Origin of the sequence: Pseudomonas deceptionensis, assembly GCF_900106095.1 — a bacterium.
Lineage (GTDB): Bacteria > Pseudomonadota > Gammaproteobacteria > Pseudomonadales > Pseudomonadaceae > Aquipseudomonas > Aquipseudomonas deceptionensis.
In genome coordinates, this window is record NZ_FNUD01000002.1 from 396,004 (window position 1) to 410,475 (window position 14,472).

The following is a 14,472-nucleotide window of genomic DNA, read 5'->3' on the forward strand; positions in this document are numbered from 1 at the left end:
GATTTTGTGACCGGCGAGTGCTGAAGCCACACCTCAATGCCCCTGTGGGAGCGAGCCTGCTCGCGAATGATCTTCGCAAGCAGGCTCGCTCCCACAGTTGAAGTGTCTCGTCAGCAGCTACAAGAGCCCGCTTTATTTTTTCTTCAGGCAATCGCTCATAAAGGTTTTGCGTGCATCGCCCTTGAGGGCCTGGGTGCCGGCAGTGGCGTTGCAGGTTTTCATTTTGTCCTGCTGGGTGGTGGCTGCGGTCGCCGGTTTGGCTTTAAGGCAGTTACTCATAAAGGCTTTGCGCTCATCGCCCTTTAGGGCTTTGGCGCTGGCGTCAGCGTTGCAGGTGGTCATTTTGTTTTGTTGGGCGGTGGCCGCAAAACCCTGGGAGCACAACAACAAGCCAATCAGCAGCAAAGGTACACGCAGCATCTTCATGGAGTTTTCTCCTTATCACCGCACCGAGTGGCCGCGGATGTTTCTGAAGTGTAGACAAACTCTGTTACATCGCGGGCATGGCCAGCGACTTCTCAGCGCGAGCGAACCTGGCGTCGATACTGCTCCGGCGTACACCCGGCCTGGCGCGCAAACATGGCGATAAACGCCGATGAGGTGCTGTAGCCCAGATCGAAACCCACGTCCTGCACGCTGCGCGCCGATTCCAGCGCCTCAATCGCCGCCAGAAAGCGTAGCCGCTGGCGCCACTCGCCAAAGCTCATGCCCAATTCGCGGACAAACAAACGTGCAAGCGTGCGCTCGCTGACATGCACCTGCTCAGCCCACTGGCCCAGCGGCCGGTTATCGCCGGGCTGGTGTTGCAGCGCTTCAAGCACATGGAGCAAGCCAGGGTGGCTGGCATAAGGCAGATAGCACTGATGCACCGGCGCCTGACGCAATTGGTCGACCAGCACCCGGGCCAGGCGAATGTCCGCTTCGGTCTCGGGGATATTGATATCTCGGCGCGCAAAGTCGCTGAGGATGGCCTTGAGAATATCGCTGATGGCCAGCGTGACCGGCGTGGTCGGCAAATGCTGGCAATGCTCGGCATCCAGATACACCGAGCGGTACACAATGGCCTGGGCGTTGTAGGCACTGTGCTCGGTGTTGGGCGGGACCCAGACCGCGTACTGTGGCGGCGACATAAAACGCCGACCGTCGACCTCGAAGCGCATCACCCCGCGGGCCACGTAATCCAGAGAACCCCAGGCATGTACGTGGGGTTCGGCATGGCTGTGGGCTTCGATTTCGGCGTAGCGGAAGTAAACCGGCGCCGGCAAGCCGTCGAATTCGGGAACGCTGATCAGGTTTTTGCGCATGCTGTCTGGATTCGGTACGAGGTTGACTGGATCGAAGTATAGGCTTGCAGACAGACAAGCGGATAATCCCCCCTCATTAACCCTGTGGTTGTTCCTGATGCAATACGCTTACCCGCTTCTGGCCATTTTTATCTGGGCCGGCAATACCGTGATCAACAAACTGGCGGTCGGTGCGATCTTCCCGTCCGAGATCGGCTTTTACCGCTGGCTGCTGGCCGGCCTGTTGTTTACCCCGTTTATGCTCAAACCGGTGATGGCCAACTGGTCAGTTATCCGCCCCAACCTGGGCAAGATCTTCGTCCTCGGCGTGCTCGGCATGGCGATTTACCAAAGCCTGGCCTACTACGCGGCGGCCCGCACCTCGGCCACCAACATGGGGATCATCCTGTCGCTGATGCCGTTGATGGTGCTGGCCATGTCGATTATCAGCCTGGGGCAGCGCCTGACGGCCGGAGCTCTGGTGGGCGCCGTCGTGTCGTTTGCCGGTGTGCTGGTGGTGGTGTCGAGCGGCAGCCTCGGGGCCTTGCTCGACCATGGCCTGAACCTGGGTGACGCGATGATGCTGTTCGCCACCCTGGCCTATGCGATTTACAGCACCCTGCTGAAGAAATGGCAGCTGCGCCTGCCGCCCCTGCAAATGCTGTACATGCAGATATTGGTGGCGATTGTGGTGTTGTTTCCGCTGTACCTGGCCTCCCCCAAGGTCGGCCCGACCGTGCACAACATGGGGCTGGTGCTGTACGCCTGCGTGCTGGCATCGATGATCGCGCCGCTGGCATGGATGAAGGCCGTGGCCACCTTGGGCCCGAGCCGCACCACGCTGTTTTTCAATCTATTGCCACTGATTACGGCACTGATTGCTGCCGTGGTGTTGAAAGAACAGCTGCATGCCTACCACTTGATTGGCGGCGCGCTGACCCTGGGCGGGGTGATTTTGTCGGAGCGCTGGACTACGCCGTTGCGGGCGGTGAAAGCGGCCTGCTGATCTGCCCTCACCCCAACCCTCTCCCTGCCCACCTCCGATGTCCGGCGGCCCCCTCGCAGGGAGAGGGCGCTTTTGGCTTTTGATAGGCTCTTACTTCACCGTTTTCGGCACTTTGCCCTGCTGCATTTGTTGCAGCAGCGGCGCGCACTGGTTGGGTTCGCCGCCGCTGGGTGCAACCAGGGCCAGCAGCCCCGCCGCCGGGCCCGCAATCACGCCCAACGCCACCATGCCAGCACCGCGCAACAGCAACGGCACGGCTTGTACCCCCGCCGAAGGCTTGGCGAATGTGCCACGCACATACAAGGGTGAGCGCAGTGAGAACAGGCGCAGGCCTTTGGACTCGGGGGTGACTTTCAGGTCGAGCTGTTCGGTGGCGAAGTTGACCGTCCCGTCGATGTAGATAATCGCGTTCTCGGTATCGAACACAAACAACCGGCTGCTGGCCAGGCCGCTCTTGATCCCGAAGTCCGCTGCCGCACAGTTGATCTTGACGTCTTCGTCACCAAAGATTTTGCCCACCACATAATTGCCGACGTTCAACCCGGCAATCTCCATAAGGCTGCGACTGATGGCCCCGTCATTGATGATCATCTTCAAATCACCGTTGGCGGTGCCCAGCAACTTGGCCACCGAGTTGCCGGTCCCGGTAATCGTGGCATCGCCATTGAGTTCACCGAAGCTGGTTTTCATCGGTTCAAAGGTCGGGAACAACTGCTTGAGCTTGAAGTTGCGCGCGGTCAGTTTGGCGCTGCCTTTCAACGGCATAGCCCGGCCATTGAGACGAATCTGCGCATCCAGCTTGCCGCCCGCCACACCAAAGCGCAGCGGCTCCAGGCTCAGCTCGCCGTCATTGAGCACCACATGGGTGTAGAGATCGGTGAACGGCAGCTCGGCGCTCTGCACGATGCGCTTACCCGTCAATTCAACATCGGCGTCCATGTCGCGCCAGCGCTCGGTGCGAAACTCTTCGACCGGCAGCACCTTGCCTGCAGGTTGTTTGCTCTCACCGCCACGGGCCTTTTGCTGGGCGTTGGAGTCGGCACCGATCAGCGGCCCGAGGTCAGCCATCAGCAGTTGGTTGGACACCAGCTTGCCTGACAGTTTTGGTCGCGGCTGGCTGGCCACGTACTTCAAATCACCGTGGATATCGCTGGCGCCGATTTTGCCGTTGAAGTTTTCATAGCTGAAGACCGCCCCGCCCGGCTCATGCAATTTGGCAGTCAAATGACCCTCCGTTGAATAGGCCGGCGAGTCCGGCAGGGTCACGCCAGTCAAAGGGTAAAGGTTGCTCAGGCTGGCACCGGCCAGCTTCAGGCGCAGGTCCAGAGCCCCCAGGTTCAGCGGGTCGGTCAAGGTACCGGCGAGCGCCACGCGGGTGTCGGCAATGCTCACCTGGGCCTGCAACGGGAAGGGCTGAGTTGCGTCCTGCAACGCCAACAGGCCGCCAATTTTACCGCTGCCACTGAGTTTCTGGCCGTGATAATGACCGTTGACCTTCAGGGCGAAGGCATAGTCTTGCGGCGCGCTACCTTTCTCCAGGATCTTTTTCGCGTCCGTTTCGCCGACGATCTCGCTAAACGGGATCGGCTTGCCCAGGGAGTCAATCAGCACATCCAGCCGGGTATCCAGGGTTTGGTCAGCGAACGTCACGTGCCCCTTGTCGAAACCAATGGCACCGATGTCCAGCGTCCAGCTGGACGGCTCGGCATTCGGGTCTTTGGGGTCGAAGGTGAACGTCCAGTTCGCCTTGCCATCGGCCAGGCGCTCAAGGTTGGCGCTGGGCTCGGTGAGGTTGATTCGCGGGATATCCACGGTCTGGCTCAGCAGCGCCAGCGGCGAAAGGCGCAGCTCAACTTTTTTGAGGCTGGCCATTTGCGGATTTTTCGCCCACTCGGGGTTACCCAGGGTCAGGTCCTGAGCGATGACATGCGGCCACGGCACCCATGCCCGCCAGCCCCCCGCGCCCTCCTCGCGCTGCCAGCGCACGGCCAGATCGCCATTAATGGCAAAGGGGCGATGGAGAATCCCGGACACCTGGCTATTGATGGTCGGCTTGATGCGGTTCCAGTCGAAGGTGGCGAGGATCACCACCAGCACGGCCACCAGCAAGACAAAAATACCGCCTGCCCAGGCAAGGGTTTTACGGGTGCGCGTCATGTCACGGCTCCTTGATTACGACAGAACGTCCCAGTTTCGACGCTGTAAATGTACGACTGACAAAGACGCCTGAAGGTTTAACCCCGGTACGTCTTTCGTGTAAAAAACCTCAGAAGGCGCAGGCTAGAGCCTCCGAATCTGGACAATCAATTGTGTTGATTATCACCATTGGCCGTATGAACTTTGATATCCGGTAGCCAAGCGTAGCATTGCCACCACACCCACCCAGTTGCATTGCTACGGAGCACACACCATGAAACGCCCAGTATTGTTTGGTCTTTCCCTTTCACTTTTGGCCTTCAACGCATTCGCCATGCCTGCCGATGAAACGCCAACCCCAATGGTACAACCGGCCTCCAGCACCCTGAGCCAACCGCTCGACCCAGTGGCTGAAGACGGCGCACAACGTACCCTGGATCAGCAAAACAGCTACGCCGAAGATGGCTACGACCGCACCCCAAGCAACCAGTTTGTCGCCGAAGGTGGTGCTGATCGTCTGGCAGAGAGAAATCAACGTGCCAGCTAACCCTCTCTCTGCGGGTGCCGCGAGGCTGCGATAAGGGCCGCAAGGCCTTAAAAATCCTGGGGTTGCTACGCACCCATCGCAGCCTTCGGCAGCGGCTACAAGGGATGGATCAAATTTGCTAGAGTGCGCCGCTGTACTTGTCTGGAATACCAGCCCCGATGCTGCCTCGCGCCGAACAGAAGCAACAAACCCGCCTTGCGCTGATGGATGCTGCCCGCCACTTGATGGAATCGGGTCGCGGCTTTGGCAGCCTGAGCCTGCGCGAAGTCGCCAAAACGGCTGGCATCGTGCCCACCGGGTTTTATCGTCACTTCAGTGACATGGACCAACTGGGCCTGGCGCTGGTCAGTGAAGTCGGCCAGACCTTTCGCGAAACCATTCGACTGGTGCGTCACAACGAACTGTTCATGGGCGGCGTGATCAACGCCTCGGTGCGCATTTTTCTCGACGTGGTGGAGGCCAATCGCTCGCAGTTCCTGTTTCTGGCCCGTGAGCAATACGGCGGTTCACAACCGGTGCGTCAGGCTATTGGTGCGCTGCGCGAAGACATTACCTCGGACCTGGCTGCCGACCTTGGCTCCAAGCCCAAGTTGCAGCACCTGGACCACGCCGGCCTGACCGTGATTGCCGACCTGGTGGTCAAAAGCGTGTTTGCCGCCCTGCCCGACGTCATCGACCCGCCTGCCGACACCCTGCCCGACCACCTGCAACCCCAGGCCAAGATCAGTCAGCAACTGCGCTTTATCTTCATCGGGCTCAAGCACTGGAAAGGCTTGGGCAGCACCGAGTAGCCGCAAGCGCACCTTATTGGGGCGTCAACGCGGTTATTGCGCACTTATTTAGAACATCTTCATCTTCCTGCACTCTTTTTGGGCCTGCATCTGCGGTCTTTACCCGGGTTGGCAAGCCCCTTGCTCTGACCCCGGTATTGTCAATTGCAGGAAGCCTTCCGATGCTGGTTATACATCGCAGAGTCCAGGCCCACCCCGTGTGGAGCGCCGAGTTACACCTGAACTTCGAAGCCCGAAGCAAAAGTCGCCTGCGCTGCTTCAGCAGCAGTGGCGAAGACGTAGGCCTGTTCCTTGAGCGTGGCCAGTCTGCGCTGCATGACGGCGAATTTCTCCAGGCCCAGGACGGGCGCATCGTACGTGTCTGCGCCAGCCCCGAAAAACTGCTGCATGTCACCTGCTGCAACGCCTTTGAACTGACCCGCGCCGCCTATCACCTGGGCAACCGCCACGTGGCCTTGCAGGTCGGTGATGGCTGGCTGCGGCTGCTCGATGACTACGTGCTCAAGGCCATGCTGGAGCAACTGGGCGCTCACACCGAGGCCATCGAAGCACCTTTCCAGCCGGAACACGGCGCCTATGGTGGCGGTCATCATCACTCCCGTGCGGGTGAGGAAGACTTTAACTACGCACCGCGCCTGCATCAGTTTGGCGTGCGCTTGTGAGTCCGGCCTGGGCGCTGCTGCGTCTGGCCAGCCCGCAGCTGCCGATTGGCGGCTACAGCTATTCCCAAGGGCTGGAAATGGCCGTGGAGAATGGCCGCGTGGCTGACCCGGCAAGTGCCGCCCGCTGGATCTGCGACCAATTGCTGCTCAACCTGGCGCGCTTCGAGGCACCGTTGTTGCTCGCCCATTGCCAGGCGGCGGCCGACGAAGACTGGAGCGCCCTGCAGCGGTTTTGCGATGAGCACCGCGCCAGCCGTGAAACCCGCGAGCTGCATCAGGAAAGCCGGCAGATGGGCTATTCCCTGCAACAGTTGCTCACCGGTTTGCCAGAGCTGGACGAGCCTGCACGGCAGTTTCTCGTACAACAGAACGAACCCCATCTGGCCCTCGGCTGGGCCCTGGCCGCTCGCGCGTGGGGCATCACCCCACAGGACGCGCTGGCCGCCTGGCTCTGGAGCTGGCTGGAAAACCAATTGGCGGTGCTGATGAAAACCTTGCCCCTGGGCCAGCAAGCTGCCCAGCGCATGACCAGCGAGTTGTCGCCCGCCTTGCAGCAAGCCCAGCAACACGCCAGCACCCTCGACTTATCCCACTTGGGCAGTGCCGCTTTCGGCCTGTCATTGGCGAGCATGGCCCACGAGCGCCAGTACAGCCGCCTGTTTCGTTCCTAGGAGAATGCAATGAACACACAGCCTTTGCGTGTTGGCATCGGTGGCCCGGTGGGCTCCGGCAAAACCGCGCTCACCCTGGCCCTGTGCCTGGCCCTGCGCGACAAATACAACCTGGCCGTCGTGACCAACGATATCTACACCCGCGAAGACGCCGACTTTTTGGTGCGCAATGCGGCGCTGGCGCCGGAGCGCATCATCGGTGTCGAAACCGGGGGGTGCCCGCACACGGCCATCCGCGAAGATGCGTCGATCAATCTGGAGGCTGTGGATCAATTGAACCGCCGTTTTCCGGGGCTGGATCTGATCCTGGTGGAATCGGGTGGGGATAACTTGTCGGCCACCTTCAGCCCGGAGTTGTCCGACCTGACGATCTACGTGATCGACGTGTCCGCCGGGGACAAACTGCCGCGCAAGGGCGGGCCGGGGATCTGCAAGTCGGACTTGCTGGTGATCAACAAAATCGACCTCGCGCCGCTGGTGGGTGCATCGCTTGAGTTGATGGACAACGACACACGGCGCATGCGCGGCGACAAACCCTTTGTGTTCAGCAACCAAAAGACCGGGCATGGCCTGGATGCCATCGTGGCGTTTATCGAGCGTCAGGGGTTGTTGATTTAACCTGTGGGAGCGAGCCTGCTCGCGATGGCATCACTGCGGTTTGCCTGAGGTACCGCATCGTTCCCATCGCGAGCAGGCTCGCTCCCACATTCCCGACCCTACATCAGAGTTGAGATCATCCAGCGAATCACGGTGTATCATGTCGCGCAAACGCCCCAGCCGTGACGACGCCCGCCGATGCCTGATGTAGCCCGCTCCGACTTCCCGCTTGAACTGACCGCCACGTTTGCGGCCGTTCAGCAGCATTTTCGCCAGGTCATTGTGCCCCTGTGGCAAGGCCCCGGCTGGAATGCCGAACTGGCGTTGCCGTTTGAGGCTCTCAGCCCCGAGCATCAGCCATTGGCGCCCCAGCGCTATCGCGCCATGGCCTGCGCACGACAGTTGTATCTGTTCGCCAGCCTGATCGGCGACCCGGCCTTCCCCGACGCCACGGAGCGCGCAGCGGCGCTGTTCCGCTCGCTGCACCAGCATTTTCACGACGCCGAACACGGTGGCTGGTTCTACAGCATCGACCCCGATGGCGCGCCGCTGGATCAATGCAAAGACCTCTACACCCACGCCTTTATCATCTTCGCCTGCGCCCATTACTGGGCCAAAGTGCGCGAGCCTCTGGTGGAGTCGGTGCTCAATGGCGCCCTGGAAGTAGTGGCCCAGCGTTTCAGTGATGGCAGCGGCTTGTATGAAGCCAGCCTCGAGCGGGACTGGTCATCACGGGGCACTGGCCCGCTGCAAAACCCGTTGATGCACTTGGCCGAGGCGTTCCTGGCCACATTGTCAGTGCGTGACGATGCGCCGGTGCACGCCGCGCTGCTGGCGCTGGCTGACGGCATGCAGCAGCGTTTTATCGAGCCTGTGCATAACGTCATGCTCGAAAAGCCGTGCGGGGCTGTGGATAACTGGTTTGAGCCGGGCCATCAGTTTGAGTGGTTTTTCTTGCTGCAATCTTCGCCACTGCTGCGACAGACGCCGCTGCATGGGTCGCTGGACCGCGCATTCGGCTTTGCTGAACAGGTCGGGGTCGATCCGCAGACCGGGGCGGTCTGCGGCATGCTGGCCCCAGACGGTACCCTGCGTGATGGCACACAGCGCATCTGGGCCCAGGCCGAGTACCTGCGCGCCCTCACCTTGCGCCCTGACAGCCAGCCACGGCTGCAACGCCAATTGCTGGCGCTGCAACATAACTTTTTACATGCCGGTGGCTGGTATGAATGCCGGGATGCGGCGGGGAATGTCAGCCGCGCAGATATGCCGTCGACCACGCCGTATCACCTGGCGACGTGCTACAGCGGGTTGGCGCAGTATTTCGGTTGACGCTTTTACCCCCCCCAACCCTCTCCCGCAGGGAGAGGGTTCGGGGGGGGGTAAAATCACGCAATCCACTTGCGATCCCCGGTAAAGCTGATCGTCAGCCAGCGTGCGCTGTCCGCCGCGCCCAACATGCCTGATATCTCTTCACGAAACCCGTCGAGGGTCTTGATGCCGGTCAGTGGATAACCCGCGGGCAGCACGATATGGATCTCGATAAACCGCGCCCGCCCATGCTTTTGCACGTAGGTTTTGTAGCCTTCAAAGCCATGCCGCGCCGACACTTCTTCGAGCACGTCCCGCACCTTGTCATCCAGCGCATCCGGGGCAATGCCCAGCACGTCGCGCAAGGCCGGCCTGAGGATCTTGAACGCCGGCGCCAGCATGCTCAGGGCCAGCAAAATCAGGATCGCCGGGTCAACGTAAGCCGCCCACTGTGCATAACCTTGTTGCTTGAGGATCAAGGCGGTCACAAAACTTATCAACAACCCCACCGACAGCATGGCGTCCACCAGCCAACTGATGTTGTCGAACTGGATCAGGGTTGATTTGAGCTTGCGGTTTTTGCGACGGACCCAGAAGTAGTAGCCGAACTCGACGACGGTAAACACCGCGGCGTAGACGATCACCATCCCCAACTCGATATCGCGCCCGCCATTGATGATGCCAAACACGCCGTTAAGAAAGGCGTAGATCGCAATCAACAACAGGAAGCTGCCTTCGATCAGCAGCACCATGGGCTCAAGGTGCCAGAAGCCGAACTGGAAACGCTGGTTGCTTTCCTTGGCGATCAACTGCGCTGTGATCAGCATCAGGACTTTGATAAAAGTCGCGATCAAAGAGAAGAACCCATCGAACAGGATGGATTCTGAACCCGAAATAAAACCCGTTACGATGCCCGCAATGGCCACCGCAAACATTAGAACGGTCGATTGTTTGAGCAGTTTCTGCTCACCACGGTTACTCACACAAACTCCTTTTCAGCCCGATTGAATGCGACCCCCTCAGGAGGTCGCAGGTGGGCTGCCAGGCGTAAGTTTACTACTTGGCGTGGCGTTCGATGGCAAAACCGCTCCAGGACTGCGTGACGGGCATCAGTTCAAGGCGGTTGATGTTGATGTGGGCCGGGGTGTTAAGCACCCAGAATATGGTCTCGGCGATGTCCTGGGGCTGAATCGGCTCAGCACCCTGGTAGGTTGCGTCGTAACGTTCCTTGTCGCCGCCAAAGCGAACCATGGAGAACTCGCTCTCGCACAGGCCCGGTTCAACGTTGCTGACCCGCACACCCGTGCCCTGCAAGTCACAGCGCAGGTTCAGGGAGAACTGTTTCACAAAGGCCTTGGTGCCGCCGTACACATGGCTGCCGGGGTACGGGTAGCTGCCGGCGATAGACCCCAGGTTGACGATCCCGGCACCGCGACCGTAGGCGATCAGCCGTGGCAGCAGCAGGCGGGTGGTGTAGAGCAGGCCCTTGATGTTGGTGTCGACCATGGTTTCCCAGTCATCGAGGTCACACTTGGGCGCCGGGTCGGTGCCCAGCGCCAGGCCTGCATTGTTGATAAGCCCACGCAACTTGCTGAACGCAGGCGGCAGATTGGCAATCGCCGCTTCCATCGCGGCACGGTCACGCACGTCCACCACCAGGCCATGAACCTCGGTCTGTTTGGACAACTCCTCACACAGCGCTTTCAAACGCTCTTCGCGCCGACCCGTCAGCACCAGTTTCCAACCTGCTTGCGCAAACTTGCGTGCGCACGCCTCACCAAATCCGGAAGTCGCGCCCGTAATAAACAGGGTGGAAGTCATCGTGTTCTCCTTGGCTGGCGGGCATCGGCCGCCGTTGAATTGGACGTTGAGCAGAATGCCCCGACTGGGGTCCAGCGGCAACCCGGCCCTGTATTAACACCTTCAAACTGTACGAAAAACAACCAGGCACCTGTAAGCCTTGCTGCGTAAGGGCTGGAGCCATATGCGCTCACCTTATCCACAGGCCCGTCCACAGTCTTTGGGGGCAACTCGAAAATGCTCAAAGCCTCTATCCACAAGGGATAGAGCGCAGGGTGAGGTGTTTTTAACTTGACCTGAACAGGCCCCACATGCAGACGCCCCAAAAAGGTGCAACCCGGTGAAACCGGCCAGATAGCCAGAGGCCAGTAATTACGCCGCCTGCCGCAATCTTTCCAGAGTTTAACCACAGACTTATCCACAGGTTAGTCATCAAATTAAGGCGCTCTTTATGACTGAACAAACCTGTTGACAAATCACCGGGGCAGCCGCCTAAAAACCGCTGGTCGAAAATTAACCATACCGCTGGACGCCTTATAAATAAAGGGCTACAGCCAACTACTCCCACGTTACCCACAGCCACCTCCACAGCAAACGGGGACAAGTCAAAATGATGGCAAAACAGGGAATTACAGCGGCTTTATGTCGCGGTTTCACAGAGTTGAAATATTGTTTTCCACAATTTCGATAGTGCTCTGTGGAATAACGAAAAAGCCCCTGAAAAGGGGCTGGTGCAACAGACTGCTGTTCTATGGGAGCCGGCTTGCCAGCTCCCACACTTTTTAATGCCCGCCCAGATACGCGTTTCGCACCTCCTCGTTGCTCAGCAGTTCCTTGCCGGTGCCGGTCAGGCGGATTTCACCGTTGACCATCACGTAGGCACGGTCTGAAAGACGCAGGGCGTGGTTAGCGTTTTGCTCGACCAGAAAGATGGTCATGCCGGTGGTGGCCAGTTCGCGCAAGGTGGCAAAAATCTGTTTCACCACAATCGGCGCCAACCCCAGACTGGGCTCATCCAGCAGCAACAACTTGGGGCGGCTCATCAAGGCGCGGGCGATGGCGAGCATCTGCTGTTCCCCCCCCGACATGGTCATGGCCCGCTGGTTACGCCGCTCCTTAAGCCTTGGGAACAACTCGAACATGCGTTGCATGTCTTCGCTGGCGTATTTATCCCCGATGGGGATGGTGCCCATCAGCAGGTTTTCTTCCACCGACATGTCCGGGAACACACGGCGCCCTTCTGGCGACTGGGCGATACCGTTGGAGGCGATGTAGTGCGAAGACTTGTGGGTAATGTCCACGCCCTGGTAGATGATTTGCCCGCTGCTGGCCCGAGGCTGGCCGAAAATCGACATCAGCAGCGTGGATTTTCCTGCACCGTTTGAGCCGATCAGGCTGACGGTTTCGCCCTCTTCAATGTGCATCGAAACTTGCTTGAGCGCCTGGATCGGCCCGTAGTGCACGTCCAGGTCCTTGAGTTCGAGGATCGTGCTCGTCATATCAGCTCCTCTTCGTCTGCGCCGAGGTAGGCAGCAATCACTTTCGGGTCGTTGCGGATCTCCTGCGGCCCGCCCTCGGCGATCACGTTGCCATGGTCGAGCACCACGATGTGATCGGAAATACTCATGACCATGCCCATGTCGTGCTCGATCAGCACCACGGTGAGGTCGTGTTCGTCACGCAACAGGCGAATCATCGCGCTCAACGCTTCGGTTTCCTGCGGGTTGAGGCCTGCGGCCGGTTCGTCCAGGCAGATGATCTGCGGGCGCGTGCACATGGCACGGGCAATTTCCAGACGCCGTTGCTGGCCGTAGGACAGTTCACCGGCCAGGCGGTTGGCGCAGTCCACCAGGTCGACCACTTCCAGCCAGTAGAACGCGTGGTCCAGCGCATCGCTTTCGGCCTTGCGGTAGCCCTTGGTGTTGAGGATACCGGCGAGCATGTTGCGGTTGACCCACATGTGCTGGGCCACCAGCAGGTTTTCCAGCACCGACATTTCCTTGAACAGGCGAATGTTCTGGAAGGTCCGCGCCAGCCCTGAGCGGTTGACCAGGTGAGTACCGCCGAACATTTTGTAAAACAGCCGACTGGCAAATGCCTTGGGCGATACAAAGTCGGTCAACTTGAATGGCTCGCCCAACAGCTTGATCACATTGGTGCGGGTGCCCCGGGCGTTGAGCTCGATCCTGCCGCCGCTGGCTTTGTAAAAGCCGGTCAGGCAGTTGAACACTGTGGTTTTACCGGCACCGTTGGGGCCGATCAGGGCAAAGATCGAGTTGCGTTTGACCTTGAGGCTGACATCACTCAGGGCCTTGATCCCGCCGAAATGCATCATCAGTTTGTCGACCGAGAGCACGATGTCGTCATTCAGAGTGGGCTCGTTCATGGTGCAACCCCCTTGCGTGGTGTGACCCCGACACGGCTGATACGGATCAGGCCCCGCGGTCGCCAGATCATCATCAACACCATCAGTACACCAAACAATAGCACCCGATATTCGGCAAAACTGCGCAGCAATTCCGGAGCCACGGTCAGCACGAACGCGGCGATCACCACACCCACCGTCGAGCCCATGCCGCCGAGCACCACAATCGCCAGGATCAGCGCCGATTCAAAAAAGGTGAACGAGGACGGGTTCACAAAGCCCTGATAGCTGGCGAAGAACACGCCGGCCAGGCCTGCGGTAGAAGCACCGATGGTGAATGCCGAGAGTTTGACCAGCACATGGTTCAGTCCCATAGAGCGACAGGCGATTTCATCTTCGCGCAACGCTTCCCAGGCGCGGCCAATCGGCATGCGGGTCAGGCGGTGCTTGATGTACAGCACCAGCAGCACCACCAAAAACAGCACGATGTAGATAAACAGGAATTTGATATTGGGGTTGTAGTCCAGGCCAAAAAACTGATGGAACGGCACCCCACCCTCTTTGGCAACGCGGCCAAATTCCAGCCCGAAAAATGTCGGTGAAGGCACCGGCATACCATTGGGCCCACCGGTAAACGACAGCCAGTTATTGAGGATCAGACGAATGATTTCACCAAAGCCCAGGGTCACGATGGCCAGGTAATCCCCATGCATTCGTAATACCGGAAACCCGAGAATGCACCCCGCCATCGCCGCCGCAATGGCCGCCAGCGGCAGCACCGACCAAAAGCCCAGCCCCAGGTACTGATAACCCAGCGCCAGTCCATAAGCACCGATGGCGTAGAAGGCCACGTACCCCAGATCGAGCAGGCCCGCCAACCCGACCACGATGTTCAGCCCAAGGCCGAGCAGCACGTAGATCAGGCCGAGAATCACCACGGTCAGGATGTATTTGTTGGCAAAAAACGGGAACACGATGGCAATCACGATCAGCAGCGGCACGATCCAGCGCAGCCGAGATTTGTAATCAGGTGGCAGCACGTGCACACCCGAGCCGGTGGACTCAAAGCTCTGAAGGATTTTCAGGCCCTTGGACGTTTGCAGGAACAGGCTCAAGACAAAGCGCCCCACCATCACAATCGCCACCAGCCAGCCAACACGCGCCGGCTGCAGGTTAAAGCTATAGCCGTCGAGCACTACCCCCACGATCGGCCCAAATACAATCAATGAAATCAACCCGGCAAGGATCGAATCGATAACGCTTTTTTTGATATCAACCGGTTTATTAATGGCTGCAGACATAC

General features: G+C 59.5%; 15 protein-coding genes. 7 read left to right on the forward strand and 8 right to left on the reverse strand.

The features are described from left to right. Window positions 1-132 precede the first annotated feature (132 nt). Entirely contained in the window at window positions 133-426 is a 294-nt protein-coding gene (locus tag BLW11_RS01665) for a PsiF family protein (protein ID WP_048360294.1), read from the reverse strand. 92 nt (window positions 427-518) lie between these two features. Beyond that, the gene (locus tag BLW11_RS01670; RefSeq protein ID WP_048360295.1) at window positions 519-1,304 is read right to left on the reverse strand and encodes an AraC family transcriptional regulator; all 786 of its coding nucleotides are present in this window, start codon (window positions 1,302-1,304) and stop codon (window positions 519-521) included. Between the two features lie 97 nt (window positions 1,305-1,401). On the opposite strand from BLW11_RS01670, the gene BLW11_RS01675 reads away from it, so the two are divergent. Further along, window positions 1,402-2,289 (forward strand): DMT family transporter, encoded by an 888-nt coding sequence (locus BLW11_RS01675; protein WP_048360296.1) that lies wholly within the window; start codon window positions 1,402-1,404, stop codon window positions 2,287-2,289. Between the two features lie 90 nt (window positions 2,290-2,379). Here the strand turns inward: BLW11_RS01675 and BLW11_RS01680 are convergent, their stop codons facing one another. Next, on the reverse strand, window positions 2,380-4,446 hold the full coding sequence (locus tag BLW11_RS01680; RefSeq protein ID WP_048360297.1) for an AsmA family protein: 2,067 nt from the start codon (window positions 4,444-4,446) through the stop codon (window positions 2,380-2,382). Window positions 4,447-4,699: 253 nt separating this feature from the next. On the opposite strand from BLW11_RS01680, the gene BLW11_RS01685 reads away from it, so the two are divergent. From BLW11_RS01685 to BLW11_RS01710, 6 genes are all read left to right on the forward strand, one after another. Further along, window positions 4,700-4,972, forward strand: a complete 273-nt coding sequence (locus BLW11_RS01685) for a hypothetical protein (protein ID WP_048360298.1) — start codon at window positions 4,700-4,702, stop codon at window positions 4,970-4,972. A gap of 158 nt (window positions 4,973-5,130) precedes the next feature. Then, on the forward strand, window positions 5,131-5,763 hold the full coding sequence (locus BLW11_RS01690; protein ID WP_046809184.1) for a TetR family transcriptional regulator: 633 nt from the start codon (window positions 5,131-5,133) through the stop codon (window positions 5,761-5,763). Between the two features lie 161 nt (window positions 5,764-5,924). Continuing rightward, window positions 5,925-6,425, forward strand: coding sequence for an urease accessory protein UreE (ureE, locus tag BLW11_RS01695; RefSeq protein ID WP_048360299.1), 501 nt, complete (start codon window positions 5,925-5,927; stop codon window positions 6,423-6,425). Further along, window positions 6,422-7,096 (forward strand): urease accessory protein UreF, encoded by a 675-nt coding sequence (locus tag BLW11_RS01700; protein WP_048360300.1) that lies wholly within the window; start codon window positions 6,422-6,424, stop codon window positions 7,094-7,096. The genes ureE and BLW11_RS01700 overlap by 4 nt, the downstream gene beginning before the upstream one ends. A 9-nt stretch (window positions 7,097-7,105) precedes the next feature. Then, window positions 7,106-7,714, forward strand: a complete 609-nt coding sequence (gene ureG / locus BLW11_RS01705; protein ID WP_048360301.1) for an urease accessory protein UreG — start codon at window positions 7,106-7,108, stop codon at window positions 7,712-7,714. 177 nt (window positions 7,715-7,891) lie between these two features. Next, the gene (locus BLW11_RS01710; RefSeq protein ID WP_048360302.1) at window positions 7,892-9,025 is read left to right on the forward strand and encodes an AGE family epimerase/isomerase; all 1,134 of its coding nucleotides are present in this window, start codon (window positions 7,892-7,894) and stop codon (window positions 9,023-9,025) included. Between the two features lie 56 nt (window positions 9,026-9,081). Here the strand turns inward: BLW11_RS01710 and BLW11_RS01715 are convergent, their stop codons facing one another. From BLW11_RS01715 to livM, 5 genes are all read right to left on the reverse strand, one after another. Next, a complete protein-coding gene (locus tag BLW11_RS01715) occupies window positions 9,082-9,987 on the reverse strand; it encodes a cation diffusion facilitator family transporter (protein ID WP_048360303.1) in 906 nt (301 codons plus the stop codon). A 73-nt stretch (window positions 9,988-10,060) separates the two neighbouring features. Continuing rightward, window positions 10,061-10,825: an SDR family oxidoreductase gene (locus BLW11_RS01720; RefSeq protein WP_048360304.1), complete on the reverse strand. Its 765-nt coding sequence runs from the start codon at window positions 10,823-10,825 to the stop codon at window positions 10,061-10,063. 761 nt (window positions 10,826-11,586) lie between these two features. Beyond that, window positions 11,587-12,303: an ABC transporter ATP-binding protein gene (locus BLW11_RS01725; protein ID WP_048360305.1), complete on the reverse strand. Its 717-nt coding sequence runs from the start codon at window positions 12,301-12,303 to the stop codon at window positions 11,587-11,589. Then, window positions 12,300-13,190: an ABC transporter ATP-binding protein gene (locus tag BLW11_RS01730; RefSeq protein ID WP_048360306.1), complete on the reverse strand. Its 891-nt coding sequence runs from the start codon at window positions 13,188-13,190 to the stop codon at window positions 12,300-12,302. The genes BLW11_RS01725 and BLW11_RS01730 overlap by 4 nt, the downstream gene beginning before the upstream one ends. Further along, entirely contained in the window at window positions 13,187-14,470 is a 1,284-nt protein-coding gene (livM, locus tag BLW11_RS01735) for a high-affinity branched-chain amino acid ABC transporter permease LivM (protein WP_048360307.1), read from the reverse strand. Before livM ends, BLW11_RS01730 begins: the two co-directional genes overlap by 4 nt. Window positions 14,471-14,472: the final 2 nt, after the last annotated feature.

What these genes read in the sequence shown, in the direction of transcription:
- BLW11_RS01710 (WP_048360302.1), top strand. Translation starts at nt 7,892, where the DNA reads ATGCCTGATGTAGCCCGCTCCGACTTCCCGCTTGAACTGACCGCCACG.
- BLW11_RS01670 (WP_048360295.1), bottom strand. Translation starts at nt 1,304, where the DNA reads ATGCGCAAAAACCTGATCAGCGTTCCCGAATTCGACGGCTTGCCGGCG.
- BLW11_RS01725 (WP_048360305.1), bottom strand. Translation starts at nt 12,303, where the DNA reads ATGACGAGCACGATCCTCGAACTCAAGGACCTGGACGTGCACTACGGG.
- BLW11_RS01680 (WP_048360297.1), bottom strand. Translation starts at nt 4,446, where the DNA reads ATGACGCGCACCCGTAAAACCCTTGCCTGGGCAGGCGGTATTTTTGTC.
- BLW11_RS01675 (WP_048360296.1), top strand. Translation starts at nt 1,402, where the DNA reads ATGCAATACGCTTACCCGCTTCTGGCCATTTTTATCTGGGCCGGCAAT.
- BLW11_RS01690 (WP_046809184.1), top strand. Translation starts at nt 5,131, where the DNA reads ATGCTGCCTCGCGCCGAACAGAAGCAACAAACCCGCCTTGCGCTGATG.
- BLW11_RS01685 (WP_048360298.1), top strand. Translation starts at nt 4,700, where the DNA reads ATGAAACGCCCAGTATTGTTTGGTCTTTCCCTTTCACTTTTGGCCTTC.
- ureG (WP_048360301.1), top strand. Translation starts at nt 7,106, where the DNA reads ATGAACACACAGCCTTTGCGTGTTGGCATCGGTGGCCCGGTGGGCTCC.
- BLW11_RS01730 (WP_048360306.1), bottom strand. Translation starts at nt 13,190, where the DNA reads ATGAACGAGCCCACTCTGAATGACGACATCGTGCTCTCGGTCGACAAA.
- livM (WP_048360307.1), bottom strand. Translation starts at nt 14,470, where the DNA reads ATGTCTGCAGCCATTAATAAACCGGTTGATATCAAAAAAAGCGTTATC.
- ureE (WP_048360299.1), top strand. Translation starts at nt 5,925, where the DNA reads ATGCTGGTTATACATCGCAGAGTCCAGGCCCACCCCGTGTGGAGCGCC.
- BLW11_RS01665 (WP_048360294.1), bottom strand. Translation starts at nt 426, where the DNA reads ATGAAGATGCTGCGTGTACCTTTGCTGCTGATTGGCTTGTTGTTGTGC.
- BLW11_RS01720 (WP_048360304.1), bottom strand. Translation starts at nt 10,825, where the DNA reads ATGACTTCCACCCTGTTTATTACGGGCGCGACTTCCGGATTTGGTGAG.